Source organism: Pseudomonas putida (genome assembly GCF_002906855.1).
Lineage (GTDB): Bacteria > Pseudomonadota > Gammaproteobacteria > Pseudomonadales > Pseudomonadaceae > Aquipseudomonas > Aquipseudomonas putida_N.
In genome coordinates, this window is sequence record NZ_MINI01000028.1 from 332577 (window position 1) to 350492 (window position 17916).

At 65.6% G+C, this 17916-nt stretch carries 19 protein-coding genes and 1 pseudogene; 5 read left to right on the plus strand and 15 right to left on the minus strand.

The genetic code is table 11. The annotated features are described in order from the left end of the window. Positions 1–22: 22 nt before the first annotated feature. The 6 genes from BGP85_RS01830 to purU are packed head-to-tail and all read right to left on the minus strand — an operon-like array spanning position 23 to position 6847. Positions 23–628 carry a sarcosine oxidase gene (locus BGP85_RS01830; RefSeq protein ID WP_103447962.1) on the minus strand — a complete coding sequence of 202 codons (606 nt, stop codon included), beginning with the start codon at positions 626–628 and terminating at the stop codon, positions 23–25. Positions 629–631: 3 nt separating this feature from the next. Then, positions 632–3535, minus strand: coding sequence for a 2Fe-2S iron-sulfur cluster-binding protein (locus tag BGP85_RS01835; RefSeq protein ID WP_103447961.1), 2904 nt, complete (start codon positions 3533–3535; stop codon positions 632–634). Then, positions 3532–3837, minus strand: coding sequence for a sarcosine oxidase subunit delta (locus BGP85_RS01840; RefSeq protein WP_103447960.1), 306 nt, complete (start codon positions 3835–3837; stop codon positions 3532–3534). The genes BGP85_RS01835 and BGP85_RS01840 overlap by 4 nt, the downstream gene beginning before the upstream one ends. A 12-nt stretch (positions 3838–3849) precedes the next feature. Further along, positions 3850–5091, minus strand: coding sequence for an FAD-dependent oxidoreductase (locus tag BGP85_RS01845; RefSeq protein WP_103447959.1), 1242 nt, complete (start codon positions 5089–5091; stop codon positions 3850–3852). Next, positions 5073–5984 (minus strand): bifunctional methylenetetrahydrofolate dehydrogenase/methenyltetrahydrofolate cyclohydrolase FolD, encoded by a 912-nt coding sequence (gene folD / locus BGP85_RS01850; protein WP_103447958.1) that lies wholly within the window; start codon positions 5982–5984, stop codon positions 5073–5075. Before folD ends, BGP85_RS01845 begins: the two co-directional genes overlap by 19 nt. Further along, positions 5981–6847 (minus strand): formyltetrahydrofolate deformylase, encoded by an 867-nt coding sequence (gene purU / locus BGP85_RS01855; RefSeq protein ID WP_103447957.1) that lies wholly within the window; start codon positions 6845–6847, stop codon positions 5981–5983. The genes folD and purU overlap by 4 nt, the downstream gene beginning before the upstream one ends. A gap of 224 nt (positions 6848–7071) precedes the next feature. Between purU and BGP85_RS01860 the strand changes: the two genes are divergently transcribed. The 5 genes and pseudogenes from BGP85_RS01860 to BGP85_RS01880 all read left to right on the plus strand — a co-directional run bounded on the left by BGP85_RS01860 (position 7072) and on the right by BGP85_RS01880 (position 10187). After that, positions 7072–7473, plus strand: a complete 402-nt coding sequence (locus BGP85_RS01860) for a hypothetical protein (RefSeq protein WP_103447956.1) — start codon at positions 7072–7074, stop codon at positions 7471–7473. An 88-nt stretch (positions 7474–7561) separates the two neighbouring features. Then, positions 7562–7783, plus strand: coding sequence for an MbtH family protein (locus BGP85_RS01865; protein WP_103447955.1), 222 nt, complete (start codon positions 7562–7564; stop codon positions 7781–7783). Further along, positions 7780–8499 carry a thioesterase II family protein gene (locus tag BGP85_RS01870; RefSeq protein WP_103447954.1) on the plus strand — a complete coding sequence of 240 codons (720 nt, stop codon included), beginning with the start codon at positions 7780–7782 and terminating at the stop codon, positions 8497–8499. Before BGP85_RS01865 ends, BGP85_RS01870 begins: the two co-directional genes overlap by 4 nt. Positions 8500–8556: 57 nt before the next feature. Then, positions 8557–9108, plus strand: a pseudogene (locus BGP85_RS01875) (hydrolase). A 26-nt stretch (positions 9109–9134) separates the two neighbouring features. Beyond that, positions 9135–10187, plus strand: coding sequence for a DUF1615 domain-containing protein (locus BGP85_RS01880; RefSeq protein WP_103447953.1), 1053 nt, complete (start codon positions 9135–9137; stop codon positions 10185–10187). 49 nt (positions 10188–10236) lie between these two features. Here the strand turns inward: BGP85_RS01880 and BGP85_RS01885 are convergent, their stop codons facing one another. The 9 genes from BGP85_RS01885 to BGP85_RS01925 all read right to left on the minus strand — a co-directional run bounded on the left by BGP85_RS01885 (position 10237) and on the right by BGP85_RS01925 (position 17808). Continuing rightward, a complete protein-coding gene (locus tag BGP85_RS01885; protein WP_103447952.1) occupies positions 10237–11106 on the minus strand; it encodes a metal ABC transporter solute-binding protein, Zn/Mn family in 870 nt (289 codons plus the stop codon). Continuing rightward, the gene (locus BGP85_RS01890) at positions 11103–12002 is read right to left on the minus strand and encodes a metal ABC transporter permease (RefSeq protein ID WP_103447951.1); all 900 of its coding nucleotides are present in this window, start codon (positions 12000–12002) and stop codon (positions 11103–11105) included. Before BGP85_RS01890 ends, BGP85_RS01885 begins: the two co-directional genes overlap by 4 nt. After that, positions 12002–12748: a metal ABC transporter ATP-binding protein gene (locus BGP85_RS01895; RefSeq protein ID WP_103447950.1), complete on the minus strand. Its 747-nt coding sequence runs from the start codon at positions 12746–12748 to the stop codon at positions 12002–12004. The genes BGP85_RS01890 and BGP85_RS01895 overlap by 1 nt, the downstream gene beginning before the upstream one ends. Beyond that, a complete protein-coding gene (locus BGP85_RS01900; protein WP_103447949.1) occupies positions 12745–13647 on the minus strand; it encodes a metal ABC transporter substrate-binding protein in 903 nt (300 codons plus the stop codon). The genes BGP85_RS01895 and BGP85_RS01900 overlap by 4 nt, the downstream gene beginning before the upstream one ends. Positions 13648–13662: 15 nt before the next feature. Beyond that, on the minus strand, positions 13663–14247 hold the full coding sequence (locus BGP85_RS01905; protein ID WP_103447948.1) for a DUF6162 family protein: 585 nt from the start codon (positions 14245–14247) through the stop codon (positions 13663–13665). An 11-nt stretch (positions 14248–14258) separates the two neighbouring features. Beyond that, complete coding sequence (locus tag BGP85_RS01910; RefSeq protein ID WP_103447947.1) at positions 14259–14579, minus strand: hypothetical protein; 321 nt, start codon at positions 14577–14579, stop codon at positions 14259–14261. Then, the gene (locus BGP85_RS01915) at positions 14576–15115 is read right to left on the minus strand and encodes a thiamine pyrophosphate-binding protein (RefSeq protein ID WP_103447946.1); all 540 of its coding nucleotides are present in this window, start codon (positions 15113–15115) and stop codon (positions 14576–14578) included. The genes BGP85_RS01910 and BGP85_RS01915 overlap by 4 nt, the downstream gene beginning before the upstream one ends. Continuing rightward, positions 15112–16305, minus strand: a complete 1194-nt coding sequence (locus BGP85_RS01920; RefSeq protein ID WP_103447945.1) for a PepSY-associated TM helix domain-containing protein — start codon at positions 16303–16305, stop codon at positions 15112–15114. Before BGP85_RS01920 ends, BGP85_RS01915 begins: the two co-directional genes overlap by 4 nt. A gap of 168 nt (positions 16306–16473) precedes the next feature. Then, positions 16474–17808, minus strand: coding sequence for a lysine N(6)-hydroxylase/L-ornithine N(5)-oxygenase family protein (locus tag BGP85_RS01925; protein ID WP_103447944.1), 1335 nt, complete (start codon positions 17806–17808; stop codon positions 16474–16476). Between the last annotated feature and the right edge of the window lie 108 nt (positions 17809–17916).

Here is a 17916-nt window from a genome sequence, read left to right on the forward strand (position 1 = left end):
CCCGCGAAAGGGCCAGTGCAGGTCAACGCATCAATTGATCCACCCCAATCCACCCGCCATCGAACTCATCCATGGCATCCAGCACCGCTTCCTGGAAGTAGGCCAGCGATGCCCGGTCAAACAGCAGCTGTAACGCCGGCAACTCATCACTGCCGACATTCACCACAATCACATTGATCCGCGCCGCTGAAGTCTGCGCCACGGCCCCGACCGCAAACGCCTGCGCCCGCAGGTCGACCCCGCACAACTTGGCCATCACCGCACTGCAATGCTCCCCCGACAGCTGCAACCAGGCGTGGCTGTCCTGACGCGGCAGCAGATAGTTGCGCCGGGCATCCTGCCTCCACGCAGCCTCTTCGGCAGCTACCCGTGCGCCCTGATCGGCAACGCTGCCCAGCAACAGGTACTCGCTGGCCGACAGGCGCGCCACCCAGCCCCCGTCATCCTGGCGCGAGGCCTGGTTGGACTGCGCTGGCAAACGGTAGCCACGCGCCTCCAGATACGCCGCACTGTCCCCGCCGCGAAACCCGACCCGCGCCAGTTCCGTCAGGTCGGTCAACGCACAGCTGTGCAGCAGCTCGGCCCTCGGGGTGCGTGGAATGAAGGCTTCAGCTTTCAAACTGGTCATGGTTCAGAGCTCCTGGCGCAGGTTGTCGGGATCATGGAAGGGCAGTTGCACCACCTTGGCATTGACCATCACGCCGCCTTCCACGCGGATCGGGATGTGCATGCCAGGCGTCGCCTGATGGGCGCCGGCGTAGGCCAGGCCGATGATCTGCCCCAGGGTCTGCGAATACTCGCAGGAGGTGACGTTGCCGCTGATGTTCGGGCCGTCCAGCACCAGGTGGCCTTCCAGCGGCTGCGGGCTGCCCTTGGGCAGGGTGAAGCCGACCAGCTTGCGCTTGAGCGGCTGCGCTTCGAGGATTTCGATCGAACGCTTGCCGACGAAGAATGGCTTCTTGCGGCCGATCGCCCACTGCATGTCGATCTCCGCCGGGTGGGTCATGCCGTCGGTGTCCTGGCTGATGATCACGTGGCCCTTTTCCAGGCGCAGCAGGCGCTGGGTCTCGACGCCGAACGGGCGTATGCCCAGCCCGGCACCGGCCTGCATCAGCGCGTCCCACAGGCGCTCGGCATGACGCGCCGGCACGTGCACTTCATAACCCAGCTCGCCGACGAAGCCGACCCGCAGGATGCGCGCCGGAATGCCGGCCACCGTACCCAGGCGTACCCCCAGGTAGGGGAACGCTTCGGCCGATAGCTCGACATCGCCACACACCTTGGTCAGCACCTGGCGCGACAGCGGCCCGGCCAAGTTGACCGCGGCCAGGGCGGCGGTGACGTTGGTGATGTCCACGTCCAGCCGCCACTGCGCGTTCCACTTGAGCATCTGCTGGTAGATACGATCAACGCCGCTGGTGGTGGCGGTGACGTAGAAGTGCTGCTCGGCCAGGCGCGCGCAGACGCCGTCGTCGATTACCACGCCGTGCTCGTTGGTCATCAGTGCATAGCGGGTGCGACCGATGGCCAGTTTGGCGAAGCCGAAGGTGTACAGGCGTTCCAGCAGTTCGGCGGCGTCAGGGCCGCGCACGTCCAGGCCGCCCAAGGTGGAAACGTCGATCAGGCCGACCTTCTCACGCACATGGCGGGCTTCCTCCTGCATGCAGCGCTCGCGTGCTTCCGGCTTGCCATAGTAGGCCGGGCGCTGCCAGATGCCTGCAGGCATCATCTTCGCGCCCGCTTGCAGGTGGCGGTGGTGCATCGGCGTCTGCCGGTAAGGGTCGAACGCACGGCCGGCGACGTGCGCCAGCTTCTCTGCCTGGAATGGCGGGCGGGCGGTGGTCACGCCGGTATCGCTGATGCTGCGGCCGGTGGCCTGGGCCACCAGGCGTGCAGTGGGCAGCGCCGAGTGGCGGCCCTGGGACGGGCCCATGCCGACCGTGGAGAAGCGCTTGACCAGTTGCACGTCGCGGTAGCCGCTGCGGGTGGCGTTGACGATATCGCGCACTTGCAGGTCCTCGTCGAAGTCGACGAAGTCCTTGCCCTTGGGGTGTGGGAAGATCGGCCAGGGGAAGTTGACCTTGGCCTCGGCAACGTAGGCCGACGGCGTTGCTGCTTGCAGGCCCAGTGCCGCGAGGGCTTCGGCGGCGCTGCGGCTGGCGTCGGTGAGCACGTTGTCCAGGCGATGGCGGCCGTTCACCGAACCGGCGATATCCAGGCCAGTGGGCAGGTTGCTGATGGCAAACTCGTCACGGTTGACGTCATAGGCCAGCTTGCCACCGGCCTGGCACAGCAACTGATACACCGGCATGTAACCGGCGGACATGCACAACAGGTCGCAGGCCACGCGCAGGCCGTGTTCGCCAACTTTGCCTTGGCCGGTGATCGGGCGAATGTCCACGCCCGTAACGTGGCGCATACCTGCTTCGTGCAGGGCTTCATAGACGGTACTGCCCAGGTGCACGGGAATGTCGCGACGCTTGAGCTCGCTGGCCAGTGCAACATCGGCAGGTGCGGCGCGCATGTCGACCAGGGCGGCGACTGCCACGCCTTGCTCCTGCAGGTCGAGCGCGGCCAAGTAGCCGTCATCGTGGCCGGTGAGAATTACCGCGCGTTGCCCCGGCTTGACCGCGTACAGCTTCATCAACCGCTGCGCGGCGCTGGTCAGCAGCACCCCGGGCAGGTCGTTGTTGCGGAACACCACCGGCTGGTCGAACGACCCGGCCGCCACCAGGCAGCGAGTGGCGCGTACCTTGTACAGGCGCTTGTGCTGGATCACAGGCAGGTAGTTGTCGGTGAACCAGCCATTGCAGGTGGCCTCGCACAGCACCTGGATGTTCGGGTGGCCTTCGACGGCGGCGAGCAGTTCCTGGCGCAGGCTGGCGGCGCGGGTGCCGGCGATGTCGAAGCGGGCGTAGGTCAGCGAGCCGCCGAGCACCGGCTGTTGCTCGATCAGCAGCACCTTGGCCCCGGCATTGGCGGCGTCCAGCGCGGCGCGCAGGCCGGCCGGGCCGGCACCGATCACCGCCAGGTCGACAAACAGATAGGCCTTGTCGTAGTACTGCGGCCTGAAGCCGAGGTCGAGCACGCCGAGGCCGGCCTTCTTGCGGATCAGCGGCTCCCACACCTTCCACATGCCCTTGGGCTTGTAGAACGAGCGGTAGTAGAAGCCCACCGGCATGAAGCGCGAGAACTTGCCCAGGTAGGCGTCGCGGTCGTGTTCCAGGCTGCCGTTGAAGTTCTGCCCGGCGACCACCAGGCCATCACGGGCGGCCTCCAGGTCGGCCAGCACGTTGGGCTCTTCGGCGAGCTGCACCAGGGTGTTGGCGTCCTGCCCGGCCATGCTCAGCGGGCCACGCGGGCGGTGGTACTTGAACGAGCGCGACAGCAGCCAGCGGCCGTTGCCGAGCAGGGCACTGGCAATGGTGTCACCGGCAAAACCCGGGCAGGCCTGGCCATCGAATTCGAAACGCAGGGGTCGCTCGCGGTCGATCAGCAGGCCCATGGGCGCGGGGAGGCGAGTGAGGCTGTTCATCCGGCGATCTCCGGGGTGGCGGCGGGGGTGAAGTCGACGCGGCGGTCGAACAGATCTTTCGGGTCGAAGGTGCGCAGCACCTGGTCGCTGACGGTGTGGCGCTCGGCCAGGAACCAATAGCTCGAGGCGTTGTGCAGCCACCACTCGATGACCACGCCGGCCAGGTTGTCGCTGTTGAACACGTAGTCGGCCCACTCGGCGTCAGTGCAACTGGCCGGGTCGGGCATGGGCTTGAACTCGCCGCCGTAGGTGAACTCGCTGATGTTGCGCGGGCCGTTCAAGGGGCAGGTCAGGATTTTCATCGTCGTGTGCTCCTAGTGGCTGGCCGCGGTGGCGCCCATCTCGTTGACTTGCTGGAAGCGGCTGAAGCGCTCCAGGGCAAAGGGCGCGATCATGTCCGGGACCTTGCCGCCGCTGGCAACCAGCTCGGCCATGGTCTTGCCGCAAATAGGCGTGGCCTTGAAACCCCAGGTGCCCCAGCCGGCGTCGAGGTAGTAGTTGTCGACCGGCGACAGGCCCATGATCGGGCTGTAGTCCGGGGTCATGTCGGTGATCCCGGCCCACTGGCGCATCAGCTTGGCGTTGGCCATGAACGGGAACATCTCGATGGCGTGGGCCAGCAGGCTTTCCTTGAGGTCGAGGGTGGAGCGGGTGTTGTACAGCGGGTACGGGTCGGAGCCGCCACCGAAGACAATCTCGCCACGGCTGGTCTGCTGCACGTAGCAGTGCAGCGCCGAAGAGCTCACCAGCGGGTCGAGGAATGGCTTGAACGGTTGGGTGACCATGGCCTGCAGCGGGTAGGTTTGGATCGGCGCACGGATGCCGGCCTTGGCCAACAGCTGCGAACTGGCCCCGGCCACCGCCTGCACCACGCAGCCGCACTGCACGGTGCCGCGGTTGGTCTTGACCGCTTCGATGCGGCCATTGCGGATCAGCAGATCCTGCACTTCGGTGAGCTGGTGAATTTCTACGCCGCGCTTGGCGGCCTGCTTGGCGTAGCCCCAGGCCACCGCATCGTGGCGCGCGGTGGCGCCGTCGATGTGCCAGAGGCCCGCCTGCACCGGCAGATGGCCGGGGTCGAGGTTCAGGCTCGGCACCAGCTCGCGGATCTGCTGGCGGTCGATCATTTCGCTGCGCCCGCCAAAGTGCTTGTTGACCTCGGCGCGCTGGCGGAAGGCACGCACGGTGGCGTCGGTATGCGCCAGCGTCAGCTGGCCGCGCTCGGAGTACATGATGTTGAAGTCGAACTCGTTGGACAGGTTCTGGAACATCCGCACCGATTCTGCGTAGAAGCGCACGCCCTCGGAAGTGAGGTAGTTGGAGCGGATCACGGCGGTGTTGCGCGCCGTGTTGCCGCCACCCAGGTAGGACTTCTCCAGCACGGCGACATTGGTCACGCCGTGGTACTTGGCCAGGTAGTAGGCGATGGCCAGGCCGTGGCCGCCGCCACCGATGATCACCACGTCATAGCGCGGCTTGAGTTCGCACGGTGGCGGCAGGTCGACCTCCACCGGGTAGTCGGCGCTCAGGCCGTATTTCAGCAGGGCGAAAGGCATGGGGTGCGCTCCTGGTGGGCGGCCTGCTGCTGCAGGTCGAGGGCGAGCAGGGTGTTTTTCATCAGGTAGGCGATGGTCATCGGGCCAACGCCGCCGGGCACCGGGGTGATGGCGGCGACCTGGGGCAGGGCGGCGGCGAAATCGACATCGCCGACCAGGCGGCTGTGGCCGCCTTCCTCGATGCGGTTGATGCCGACATCGATCACCACCGCACCGGGCTTGAGCCACTCGGCGCCGATCAGCTTCGGCTTGCCTACCGCTGCGACAAGGATGTCGGCCTGGCGGCATAGCACCGGCAAGTCACGACTACGTGAATGCACCACGGTTACCGTACAGTCGGCCTGCAGCAGCAGTGCGGCCATGGGTTTGCCGACGATGTTCGAGCGGCCGACCACCACCGCATGCTTGCCGCGCAGCTCGCCACAAGCATCGCGCAGCAGGCGCATGCAGCCGCTGGGAGTGCAGGGCGTGAGCACATCGCGCCCTTGGGCCAGGCCGCCGACGTTTTCGCTGTGGAAACCGTCCACGTCCTTCAGCGGGCTGATCGCCTGGAGAATGCGGTGCTCATCGACATGCTCGGGCAGCGGCAACTGCACGAGGATGCCGTTGACCTCGCTGTCACGGTTGAGCCTGTCGATCAGGGTCAACAGCTGCGCCTGGCTGGTGTCGGCCGGCAGGCGATGTTGCAGCGAGCGAATGCCCACTTCCTCGGCGCGCAGCACCTTGTTGCGCACATACACCTGGCTGGCCGCGTCGGCCCCGACCAATACCACCGCCAGGCCCGGCTGCACACCGCCTTGGCGCAAGGTCTGCACCTGCTCGCGAACCTCTGCCAGCACCCGTGCCGCGGTGGCCTTGCCGTCGATCAGCTTGATGCTGGGGATGGTGTTCATTTGAAGATCACCGTGCGGTCGTGGTTGAGGAACACCCGGTGTTCGAGGTGGTACTTGACGGCGCGGGACAGGGCGATGGTCTCGGTGTCGCGGCCGATCGCCACCAGGTCGTCGGGGGCGTAGGCGTGGTCCACGCGCTGCACTTCCTGTTCGATAATCGGGCCCTCGTCGAGGTCGCGGGTGACGTAGTGGGCGGTGGCACCGATCAGCTTGACCCCGCGCTGATAGGCCTGGTGGTACGGCTTCGCGCCCTTGAACCCGGGCAGGAACGAGTGGTGGATGTTGATCGCCCGGCCCGACAGCTGGCGGCACAGGTCGTCGGAGAGGATCTGCATGTAGCGCGCCAGCACCACCAGTTCGGTGCCGGTGTCCTCGACGATGCGCATCAGTGCGGCTTCCTGCTCGGCTTTGGTCTCCTTGGTCACCGGCAGGTAGACGAAGCGGATGCCCTGGCGCTCGGCCATTGGCCGCAGGTCGAGGTGGTTGGAGACCACGGCGGTGATCTGCATGTCCAGTTCGCCCTTGGCATGGCGGTAGAGCAAGTCGGCCAGGCAGTGGTCGAACTTGCTGACCATCAGCAGCACGCGCAGTGGCCGGGCGCTGCTGTGCAGGCTCCAGTCCATGTCGAAGCGCTGGGCGACATCGGCGAAGCCTGCTTCCAGTTGTGGTGTATCACCGCTGACGCCGGTGTTGTAGCGGAACACCGCACGCATGAAGAAGCGGCCATTGTCCTCGTCGTCGAACTGCGCCATCTCGCTGATGTAGCAACCGTGCTCGGCCAGGTAGGTGGTCACCGCCGCGACGATGCCGGACACGGCCGGGCAACTGACGCGCAGGATGAAGTGATCGGGAGCGGGGTGCATGTCGGATAGGCCTCGTGATGGAGTGGGGCAGGTCTGGCACAAGGGCAAAAGAAGCTTCGCGGCGGGCGAAGTGGTGTTTCTTGGTGGGAATATAAATTTCCCTTGGGCGATTTATAGGCGAAGCGAGGGGGCGAGGTCCAGCGGTTTATGAAATTTTTTATCCTGTCAGGAAAGTTTTTCTGAAGCGTTTACTGAGAACGGGACGGTGAAGCTATGCTTGCTCCATGAGCACCCCACCCCCTCTTCGCCAACCGTGCCCCCCTGGCGCCTGTGACTGCGGCCGCGACCACCTGGCCGAACAGCCGCCAGCGGCCCAGCGCATCCTCCTGCTCACCCGCCAGGAAGAAAAGCGCCTGCTCGAACGCCTGGAAAACCTCAAGGACCTGGAAGACCTGCAGCGCCTGCAGCTGCGGCTGTACGAAAACCTCGGCATCCGCGTGCACATCAGCCCCGGCTTCAACGAAGTGCGCACCATGCGCGGCATCGTCATCGAACTCGACGACCAGCCCGGCCTGTGCCGCAAGACCCGCCAGTCGATCCCGGCCGCGATCCGCCGGGGCCTGGAGCGCAATCCGCAGGTGGCGTTCCGGTTGCTTGATGCGCATGACCTGCTGAGAGACGCCTGAGGCTAATTTTTCCGTAGTGCCCTACGTCTACCTGAGAACCTCCCTGCGCCAGGCGCGCAGCGGCAGCCATCACTCAAGGAGACAGGCAATGACTTCCGTATTCGACCGCGACGATATCCAGTTCCAGGTAGTGGTCAACCACGAAGAGCAATATTCCATCTGGCCGGACTACAAGGCCATCCCAGAAGGCTGGCGCGCGGTGGGCAAGAGCGGCCTGAAGAAGGACTGCCTGGCCTACATCGACGAAGTCTGGACCGACATGCGCCCCTTGAGCCTGCGCCAGCAGATGGCCGCAGCTACTGCCCAGTGACCACACTCAACTTGCTGTGCCTGCCGTATTCCGGGGCCAGTGCCATGGTCTACAGCCGCTGGCGGCGCAAGCTGCCGGCCTGGCTGCAGGTGCGCCCGGTCGAGTTGCCCGGGCGCGGCTCGCGCATGGGCGAGCCGCTGCAGACCGACATGCAGGCACTGGCCCGGCAACTGGCCAACGAGCAACGCCTGGCCGCCAACGCGCCTTATGCCTTGCTCGGCCATAGCCTGGGCGCACTGCTGGCCTTCGAACTGGCCCACGAACTGCGCGTGCTGGGCTGCCCGCCGCCGCTGGCACTGTTCGCCTGCGGCACGGCGGCGCCCACCCGGCGCGAGGATTATGACGGCAACAACTGGCGCGACCCCAAGACCGATGAGCAGCTCAAGTCCGAACTGCGCGAGCTCAATGGCACGCCGGAGGAGGTGCTGGCCAACGCCGAGCTAATGAGCCTGACCTTGCCGACCTTGCGTGCAGACTTCCTGCTCTGCGGCCGTTACCTCTACCGTCAACGGCCTGCCTTGCAGTGCCCGCTGCACGTGCTCGGTGGCGAAGCGGACCGGGCCAGCGCAGAGCAACTGCAGGCCTGGCGCAAGGAAACCCTCGGTGATTTCTCGCTGCAGATGTTCCCCGGCGGCCACTTCTTCATCCATGAGCATGAGGACCGGGTGCTCGGTGCGCTGACGCAGGCCCTTGAAGCACATCGGCTTTCTGCCTGATTGACGGCGTCGCCTGCCTGGGGGAGGCTAGGCCTTTTCCCAGGCAAGGGGCAGACAATGCTGATCGAACATCACAAGGCCACGCTGCTGGTCGTCGACATCCAGGAAAAGCTCATCGGCGCCATGAGCGACCCACAGGGCACCCGCGCCCGAGCGCGCTGGCTGCTCTCGGCCTGCAACGACCTGGAACTGCCGATCGTGATTTCCGAGCAGTATCCCAAAGGCCTGGGCCATACTCTGGCGGAACTCATCGCAGTGGCCCCGGCGGCCGAAGTCGTGGAAAAGACCCATTTCTCCTGCGTGGCCGCCGAGTGCCTGCCGGCCAGCCTGATGGCCCGTGAGTAGGTGATCGTCTGCGGCATGGAAAGCCACGTCTGCGTGCTGCAGACCGTGCTCGGCCTGCTGGCCCTGGGCAAGCAGGTGTTCGTGGTCGAGGATGCCTGCGACAGCCGCACCCCGGGCAACAAGGCCGCGGGCCTTACGCGCATGCGCCAGGCCGGAGCACAGGTGGTGACTCGGGAAATGGTGCTGTTCGAGCTCATGGGCAGCGCCAGCCACCCGCAGTTCCGCCACATCAGCAAGACCTACATGGTCGGTGAACAGCCCTGAACGGCCGACTTTTGGCGGCAGGGCTGATGGCCCTGGCGCTGCTGCAGGGCTGCGCCGGGCGCCGCGAGGAAGAGCCTGAGGCCGACCCGGCCAAGGTGCGTGCCCTGTTGCTGCGCCTGTTGCCGGCCCAGGCCAAGGACCGCGAAGGCTGGGCCAAGGATATCCAGGTGGCGTTCGAGGCCCAGCGCATCGCGCCAAGCAAACGCAACCTGTGTGCGGTGTTGGCGGTGACCGAGCAAGAGTCGACCTTCAACGCCGACCCACAGGTACCCAACCTGGGGCGCATCGCCCGTGAGGAAATCGACCGCCGTGCGGCGCGCCTGCACATTCCCACGCTGCTGGTCGACGGTGCACTGAAGACGCCCTCAGGCAATGGCCAGAGCTATCAGCAGCGCCTGCTGGCGGTGCGCAGTGAGAAGCAGCTGAGCGCGCTGTACGACGAGTTCATCGCTCGCCTGCCGTTGGGCAAGACGCTGCTAGGCGGGTTGAACCCGGTGCACACCGGTGGGCCGATGCAGGTCAGCATCGAGTTCGCGGAAAAGCACGCCAAGGATTATCCCTACACCTATGACGGCACTATCCGCCAGGAAGTCTTCAGTCGCCGTGGCGGCATGTACTTCGGCATTGCCCATTTGCTCGGCTACCCCGCGCATTACGAGCGCCAACTGTACCGCTTCGCCGATTTCAACGCGGGCTGGTACGCCAGCCGCAATGCCGCGTTCCAGGCCGCATTGAGCAAGGTCACGGGGGCGGACCTGGCACTGGATGGCGACTTGATCGCCCCAGGTTCGATCTTGCCCGGCAGCACCGAGCAGGCGGCGCGCAAGCTCGGGGCCAAGCTGGGGCTGCGTAATCCACAGATCCGCAGCCAGCTGGAGCTGGGCGACAGCCTGGCATTCGAGGACAGCAAGCTGTACAGCGGGGTGTTTGCCCTGGCCGATGCGGCGGCGGGCAAACCGGTGGCGCGGGCAATGCTGCCGGGGATCGAGCTGAAGAGCCCGAAGATTACCCGCAAATTGACCACCGCCTGGTTTGCCGGGCGAGTGGATGAGCGCTACGAGCGGTGCATGAACCGATAGATTTATGCCAGTGCCGGCCTCTTCGCGGGACAAGCCGGTGCTGGCGACATCACCCTTCGCTCAATGCCCCGACCACCTGCTCGACACTGGCCTTGAGCCCAGCCACCGCATTCTCCGGATCACTCTCCACCACCAGCAACTTCGCCCCGGCCGCCTCGATCACCTTGGCCAGCGCCGCATCCGGCTGCCGATGGTCCAGCACCAGCGCCACGTCCTGCCCCTTGAGGTTCTCACCCAGTGCTTTCAGCGCAGCCTCATCCCACTTGCCATCCGCCGGCAACGGCTGCTCCACCACATCCAGGTTCAAGCCGCTGGCCAGATACCCCAGGCGCTCGGACAGGCTGACCACACTCAGGTTGTCGACCTTGGCCAGCTGCGTCTGGCTGCTGGCGGTCAGCTCCAGCAACTGGCGCTTGAGCCCCGCCAGGTTGCCTTGGATCCTGCCCTTGTCGGCGGGTGCCAGGCGCTCCAGGTCATTGGCCAGCACATCGGCCATGCGCCCCAGGTTGGTCGGGTTCAGCCAGGGGTAGGCACCATAGGCGTCATCGCCACTCACGGCGATGCCCGGCAGTGCGCCATCGACCGGCCGCGCGGCATCGATCTCGACGATGCGAATGTTGCTGCGCCGCGCCATCGGGTACAGCGGGTCGTCACGCCAGATCGAGCGCACGCCGATCACCGCGTCGGCCTGCTGCGCGGCCTTGGCCAGTGCTGCGCCTCCACGGCTGCTGAAGTATGACGGTTGGCGGCTGGCCGGCAGGTTGGCCGGCGCGGCGCGCGTGAGCTGCACGGCGGTACCGTCGAGCAGGGCACTGGCCAGGCTGTGGGTCACCGGCAGAGTGGCCAGCACTTGTGTGGCCGAGGCGAGTGCGGGCACGCCGGCGAGGGCGACGGCCAGGGTGAGGTGTTTCAGGTTCATGCCGGGTTTCCTTGCAAGCGAGGGACGAGGGCGCGGGCCAGCGCGGCGAGGGCGAAGCAGATGCCGGCGACCAGAATGATCGCCGCGCCCGAGGGCACCGGCAGGTCGAGGACGATCGGCAGGAGGATGCCGAGCAGTGTGCTCAGGGTGGCAATCAGCACTGAGACGAAGAAAAACCCCTTCAACGACTGGCTGACCAGGCGCGCCGCCGCAGCCGGGATCACCAGCAGAGCACCGACCAGTATCGCCCCGATTACCTTCACCGAGGCCACCGTGACCAGGGTCACCAGCACCACGAACAGATAGTCCAGGGTTTTCACCGCCACCCCGCGCACGGCAGCCAACTGTGGGTTGAAGCTGGCCAGCATGATGCGGTTGTAAAGCGGCAGGGCCAGGGCCAGCACTAGCAGCGCGATGATGCCCAGCACCACCAGGTCCTGGGCACTGACGGTCAGTACCGAGCCGAACAGCACGTTCTCGAGAATGTGCACGTTGATCTTGCCGGCCAGCATCAGCAGCAAGCTGGCGCCGAGGGCCAGCGACACCGAAAGGAACACGCCGATCAGCGTGTCCGGCGACAGCCCGGTGCGGTTGCGCAGGAAGTTGAGCAGGATGCCGAACAGCAGGCAGTAGCCGAACAGGCTGCCATAGGGGCCGGTATACGGTTCGCCAAGCAGGATGCCGATGGCGACCCCGGTCAGCGCGGCATGGCCGACCGCTTCGGAGAAGAAGGCAAAGCGCTTGACCACCACCAAGGTGCCGAGGCCGCCCAGCACCGGGCCGATCATCAGGCCGGCCAGCAAGGCATTGATCACGAAACCGTAGGCCAGCGCCTCCGGCAGGTAGCCAGCGCCGGCCCATTCCTGGATCAGCTGGCGGAATGCTTCGAAGCTCATCAGGCAAGGCTCTCGCTGCGGGGATGGACGGAGAACAGGCCGAGCAGGCGCTCCGGGGTCAGTGCTTGGGCGGGTGGGGCGTCGAACAGCACTTGGCGGCTCAGGCCGGTGACCCGATCGGCCAGGCGCAGCACGGCCTCAAGGTCATGCTCGATCCACAGCACGGTGGTGCCGGCCTGGCGCCAGCCTTGCAGCAGTTGTTCGAACACCTGGATACCGGCTTCGTCGAGCGCCGACATCGGCTCGTCGAGCACCAGCAATTGCGGCTCGGGAATCAGGCCCTGAGCCAGCAGCACGCGCTGGCGTTCGCCACCAGACAGCGCGCCCATGCGCCGCTTGCGTTTGTCGAGCAAGCCGACCCGTGCCAGCGCCGCATCGACTGCCGGCTGCACTCGGCGTGACAGGCCGAGGAACGCCGGGCGCCGCTGGCACATGGCAGCCATGAAGTCGTCCACGGTCATCGGCAGCCCGCGGTCGAATTCCAAGGCCTGCGGCACATAACCGATCACCTGCTGCGCGCCTGGCCAGTGCAGGCTCAGCTGGCCCTGATGCGGCATCTGCCCGAGCAGGGTCTTGATCAGCGAGCTCTTGCCGCCGCCATTGGGGCCGACGATGGCATGCACGCTGCCCGCGGCGACGCTGAAGTGCACCTGTTCGAGAATACGCGTGCGGCCCAGGGTCAGGTCGATGCCGGCAAATTCGATGCGTGGCCCGCCGGGCGCCGTGAGGTTGGCAGCGGCGGTCATGCGCGGTTCTCCTGGATGGCGCGGACCACGGTGTCGAGGTTGCGCTTCATCTCCACTTCGTATTTGTCCTTGGTGTATTCGCCGTAGGAAATGTGCGTCAGCGGATACAGGCGCACGCCGGATTCGCGCTGGATGGTTTCGACATAGGCCGAAGGGAAGTCCATCTCCGAGAAAATCACTTTCACGTCCAGCGCCTTGAGCTGGTCGATGGTCTTCTTCAGCTGTGCCGGGCTCGGTTCGATGCCATGGGCGGGCTCGACCACCGCGGTCACTTCCAGCCCGAAGTCACGCACCAGGTAGTCGTAGGCAGCATGGATGGTGGCCACGCGCAAGGTTGCGCTGGGCGCCTCGGTCACCTTGGCCAGCGCCTCGGCACGCAAGGCGCGCAGGCGCTTGGCGTAGGCGCGGGCGTTCTGCGTGTAGAGCTTGGCGTTGTCCGGGTCGAGTTTGCCCAGCTCGCGGGCGATGTTGTTGACCTGGGCGATGGTGGTGCTGATCGACAGGAAGGTATGCGGGTTGACCACCTTGCCGGCGCCGCGGGCGGCGATGCCGGTGGCCGCCAGCAACGGCACGTTCTGGTTGGCTTCGATGGTCTTGATGCCGGGCTTTTCGCTGGCGGCGATCATGCGGTCGGCGAAGTCGTCATGGCCGACGCCATTGAGCACCACTACGTCCAGCGTGCCGATGCGCTTGATGTCCTCGGCGCGGGGCTCGTACGCATGGGGGTTGAAGCCCGCCGGAATCAACGGCACCACTTCGGCCTTGTCACCGACGATGTTGCTCACGTAGCTGTAGTAAGGGTGCAGGGTGATGCCGATGCGTAGGGGCTTGCCGGTGTCGGCCAGGGCCAGTGCCGGCAGGACGCAGGCCAGGAGCAGTGCGAGGGCTTTGCGGAACATGGGGAATCCTTGGGTTCAATGGCGGTGTTCGCGGGTAACCCCGGCGTCGTAGTGGCTGACTACCTGCTGCCAGCCGGCGGCGATCAGCGCGGCCTGGCCGAGGTCGTCGGGGAGCACGGCGGTGCTGTCGCGGCGCAGCCAGACGTCGACCTCGGCACTGTCGGCAGCGGGCAGAATCATCAGGAAGCTGCCTGCCACGTGCGGCGCCTGGCTGCGGCCCAGATAGGCACCGCTGGCCAGCCACTGCCACTGGTGATTGCCACGGCTCTGGCTTCCCGCGTCTGCAACGAACGGTGGCAGGCCTTCCTCGGCCAGTATTTCGACACTGGGCGTGGCGGCGCTTTCATCGCGCAGCAGCTGGATTTCGTCGAAGGCCACGCGCAGGTCGGTATAGATACCCTGTTCGGCGGCGGTCAGGTCGCGGCGGGCGTCGATCTGGTGGCTGGCGATGGTCTGCTCGTCGTCGCGCTCGCCGCGCAACAGCACCACGCTGGCGGCGAGGGCGACGATCAACAGGCTGACCAGCAGCACGTAGAGGGTTTCGTGCCCGGCACCAGCCGGGCGCACCACATGGGTATGGCGCATGGCTGGGCTGCTCATGTCTGTGCTGCTCATGGCTGCGCGATGTCGGCGTGGTCGACTTCCACGATATGGCCCGGGCCTGCGTCGAACAGCACGTAGAACTCGCCGTCGGGGCGCTTGAAGGTCAGGCTCGAGTCGTCACCGAGCTTGCCGCCGACCAGTACCTGTTCATCGTAGCCAATCACGTCGAGGGTCACCCCTGGCGCGCCGCTGCCATCGGAAAAGCCGCCGGTGCATTTCACCTGGCCACCCGCCACTTCCTCGCACTCGCACATCGGGTTGTGGGCCAGGGCCGGGCCTGCGACCAGTACCAGCCAGGGCAGGGCGAGCCTGCGCATCAGGTGTTTCATGGTTTGCCTCCTTGTTTTTCAAGCCAGGCCACAGTGGCTGGCGAAGCCTTGGCCAGCGGAACGGAGGCCTGGTGCAGGCTGCCGTCCCAGCCTTCGAGGGTGATCCAGATCTGCGCATCGGCGGGGGTGCGCGGTGGTATGGGCAGGTTGGTGACCATGCGGTACGGCGCGCCGAAGAAAATGGTGCCGGCGGCGCGCAGGCTGCGCGGCTTGCCGATGCGCAGGTAGATCGCCTTGACCTCGTTCACGCAGGCCTTGCACAGCGCCGCGTTGAACAGCTTGAAATGGCCGGCGGGGCCATCGGCGCGCGGGGGCTCGTTGCGCAGTTCGGCGAGATCGAGGCGGTAGGGGCCGACCTGAATGTCGCTGATCGGGTTGGCACCGAGCCCGGCGTCACCGCGCAACAGCCTGACGTCGGCGAAGTACTTGGGCATGAACCCCAGGGGAATGAGGATCAGCAGGATGTTCAGGTGGAAGCGCCACTTCAACCACCATTGCTTGAATGGGCGTACGGGCAGGGCGTTGGCCTGGCTCATGGGCGGACCTCCAGGGTGGTTTCGCGGCTCGTGTTGCGCGGTGCACGCTCGCCGCGCTTGAGCGCCGCGGCGGTGGCCTGGGCGGTGCGTTTGGTCCAGATCAGCAGGCCGCTGAACACCATCAGGGTCAGGATCAGGCCGAAGAAGAACCACACCAGCTTGATCGGCAGGCCACCGAAGTCGCCGGTGTGCAGCGGGCGCATGGATTCGGTGAAGAACTCCAGGGCCGAGCGATCGCTGAGCAGGAACTGGCTGTCGACCTGGCGGGTATAGGGGTTGACCGACGCGCTCTGGAACATCAGCGGGTACCAGCCACGCCCGCCCATTTCGATGTGGCTGTAGGCGGTAGCCGGCAGCGAGACGGAGGTGATGTCCAGGCTCGGGATGGCCAGACCGGCAATACGTGCGGCCTCGTCTACGTCGATACGCGGTGCCGGGCTGCCATCGGCGGTCTGCGGCACCTGCTCACGCGCGATCACCGGGACGATCGGTTCGCTGGAAATGGTGATCTGGTTGTCGAAGAGGATCGCCCGGGTCAGGAACCAGATGCTGGTGATGGAAATTACCGCAATGAACCAGATCGACCAGACCCCGGCCAGGCGGTGCAGGTCGCCCCAGAAGATGCGCGCGCCATGGCCGGTGCGTACCGGTTTGAAGAAGCCTTTCCAGAACTTCTTGTACACCACCAGGCCGGTGACCAGCGACGCCAGCATCGGCAGGCCGAGTAGCGAGACCATGTACCAGCCCCAGCTGAAGCCATTGGTGAACGGCACCAGCCACCAGCCATGCAGGGCGCGGGTGAAGGCTTCGAAGTTGAAGTCCGGCATCTTGCCCTGGATGGCCCCGGTATACGGGTTGACGTAGAGCATCGGGCTGGCGCCATCGGCATAGGTGACCCGCGCCGTCAGCGCGAAATGCGAACCGTCCGGCTGGCTGAGCGAATTGACGGCCATGTCCGGTTCGGCCTTGTGCAGGGCATCGAGCACTTGCTGGAAGCTCAGGCGTTTGGCGTTGTCGTCGGGCTTGCTGGCACGCACGTCGGGGTTGGCCAGCCAGACGATCTCCTGGCTGACCACGGCCAGCATGCCGGTGAAGCAGACGATCAGCACGAAGAACCAGATCGGCAGGGCGAGCCAGCTGTGGACCAGGAACCACAGCTTGGACTTGGATTTTTTCGGGGATTTGGCCATCGGTCCGTCTTCTGAAAAGGTGGGCGAGCACAGGCCCAACCAAGGGGGCTGCTTTAGAAAGGACGAATGAGAATGAAAATCCTGCTGGTTTAAGTGCAAGCAAATGTTTCAGAGGGCACAAAGGCCGACCGGGCGCATGGCGCCCTGTCGGTGGGTGTGCAGCGTGAATCAGGCGCTGGTCAGGGCCACGGCGGGTTGTGCCATACCCTGCTGGCGAGCCAAGTCGTGATATAGCGCCTGGCCGATCTCTGCGGCACGGGAGGGCAGTACCGACAGCAAGGTGTCGCTGAGGCCGTGGCTGTTCTCGCAGAAGCCTTGCAGGTAGACCGAAGCCTGCAAGTCGGGGCTTGCCAGTACCCGGTAGTTGCGATCGACGCTGAAGTCTTCCACGTAGTTGGCCAGTGGTGCCAGCAGGTCGCGGTGCGAGCGGCGTTCGTAGCCGGTGGCGAGGATTACTGCGTCGTAGCGGTGGGTCTGCTGCTGGCCGGTGGCCAGGTCGCGCAGGGTCAGTTCGATGCCGTCGCGGGTGGCCACCACGGCTTCCACCTGGCGACGGCACAGCACGTTGTGGCGGAACTGGTGGGCGACCTTCTGCCGGTAGAGGATGCCGTAGATGCGCTCGATCAGGTCGAGGTCGACCACCGAGTAGTTGGTGTTGTGGTACTCGCCGAGCAATTTGGCGCGTTGGTCGGCCGGTTCGTTGTAGACCAGTTCGGTGTAGTCAGGGGAGAAGATCTCGTTGACGAACGGGCTGTCATCGGCCGGCTTGAGGGCAGAACCGCGCAGCACCATGTCGACCTTGACCGACGGGTAGCTGTCGTTGAGGTCGATGAAGGCCTCGGCGGCGCTCTGGCCCGAGCCGATCACCGCGATGCGCATCGGTTTGCCGGCCGTGCACGGCAGCTTGTTCAGGCTGCTCAGGTACTGGGAATGGTGGAAGACCCGTGGATCATCCTTGAACGCACCGAATTTTTCCGGGATTTTCGGTGTGCCGCCGCTACCGACCACCACCGAACGCGTGCGTCGGCTGAATTCGCGGCCCTGCATATCACGCGATACCAGGCGCAGGTGCTCGACGCGCCCGGCCTTCACTTCAGGCTCGATGCGCAGCACTTCTTCGCCGTACACCGCCTGGCTGGCGAAATGCTCGGCGGCCCAGCGCAGGTAGTCGTTGTACTCCAGGCGGCAGGGGTAGAAGGTGCCGAGGTTGATGAAGTCGGCCAGGCGCTGCTTCTGGTGCAGGTAGTTGACGAAGCTGTACGGGCTGGTCGGGTTGCGCAGCGAGACCAGGTCCTTGAGGAACGAGATCTGCAGTTCGCTCTGGGTGGCCAGGGTATCGCCGTGCCAGCGGTATTCCTTCTGCTTGTCGATGAACAGCGCATCGAGGGCGTGGCCCTGGCTCTGGGCGAGTTCTTCCAGGGCGATGGCCAGGGCCAGGTTGGACGGGCCGAAGCCCACGCCGATCAGGTCCTTGATAGTTTCCGGGTGTGCAGACTGGCTCATGGCTGCGATTCCATAATGGGTCGAATGTGGGCGCATGCCGGGGCTCCGGCGCCTGCGCTTGTACATTGGGTGGAACGAGCCAGTGGCAGGGGAATTTACTGCCTGGGA

Coding starts and splice junctions, on each gene's coding strand:
- BGP85_RS01830 (WP_103447962.1), bottom strand. CDS start 628: ATGACCAGTTTGAAAGCTGAAGCCTTCATTCCACGCACCCCGAGGGCC.
- BGP85_RS01835 (WP_103447961.1), bottom strand. CDS start 3,535: ATGAACAGCCTCACTCGCCTCCCCGCGCCCATGGGCCTGCTGATCGAC.
- BGP85_RS01840 (WP_103447960.1), bottom strand. CDS start 3,837: ATGAAAATCCTGACCTGCCCCTTGAACGGCCCGCGCAACATCAGCGAG.
- BGP85_RS01845 (WP_103447959.1), bottom strand. CDS start 5,091: ATGCCTTTCGCCCTGCTGAAATACGGCCTGAGCGCCGACTACCCGGTG.
- folD (WP_103447958.1), bottom strand. CDS start 5,984: ATGAACACCATCCCCAGCATCAAGCTGATCGACGGCAAGGCCACCGCG.
- purU (WP_103447957.1), bottom strand. CDS start 6,847: ATGCACCCCGCTCCCGATCACTTCATCCTGCGCGTCAGTTGCCCGGCC.
- BGP85_RS01860 (WP_103447956.1), top strand. CDS start 7,072: ATGAGCACCCCACCCCCTCTTCGCCAACCGTGCCCCCCTGGCGCCTGT.
- BGP85_RS01865 (WP_103447955.1), top strand. CDS start 7,562: ATGACTTCCGTATTCGACCGCGACGATATCCAGTTCCAGGTAGTGGTC.
- BGP85_RS01880 (WP_103447953.1), top strand. CDS start 9,135: ATGGCCCTGGCGCTGCTGCAGGGCTGCGCCGGGCGCCGCGAGGAAGAG.
- BGP85_RS01885 (WP_103447952.1), bottom strand. CDS start 11,106: ATGAACCTGAAACACCTCACCCTGGCCGTCGCCCTCGCCGGCGTGCCC.
- BGP85_RS01890 (WP_103447951.1), bottom strand. CDS start 12,002: ATGAGCTTCGAAGCATTCCGCCAGCTGATCCAGGAATGGGCCGGCGCT.
- BGP85_RS01895 (WP_103447950.1), bottom strand. CDS start 12,748: ATGACCGCCGCTGCCAACCTCACGGCGCCCGGCGGGCCACGCATCGAA.
- BGP85_RS01900 (WP_103447949.1), bottom strand. CDS start 13,647: ATGTTCCGCAAAGCCCTCGCACTGCTCCTGGCCTGCGTCCTGCCGGCA.
- BGP85_RS01905 (WP_103447948.1), bottom strand. CDS start 14,247: ATGAGCAGCCCAGCCATGCGCCATACCCATGTGGTGCGCCCGGCTGGT.
- BGP85_RS01910 (WP_103447947.1), bottom strand. CDS start 14,579: ATGAAACACCTGATGCGCAGGCTCGCCCTGCCCTGGCTGGTACTGGTC.
- BGP85_RS01915 (WP_103447946.1), bottom strand. CDS start 15,115: ATGAGCCAGGCCAACGCCCTGCCCGTACGCCCATTCAAGCAATGGTGG.
- BGP85_RS01920 (WP_103447945.1), bottom strand. CDS start 16,305: ATGGCCAAATCCCCGAAAAAATCCAAGTCCAAGCTGTGGTTCCTGGTC.
- BGP85_RS01925 (WP_103447944.1), bottom strand. CDS start 17,808: ATGAGCCAGTCTGCACACCCGGAAACTATCAAGGACCTGATCGGCGTG.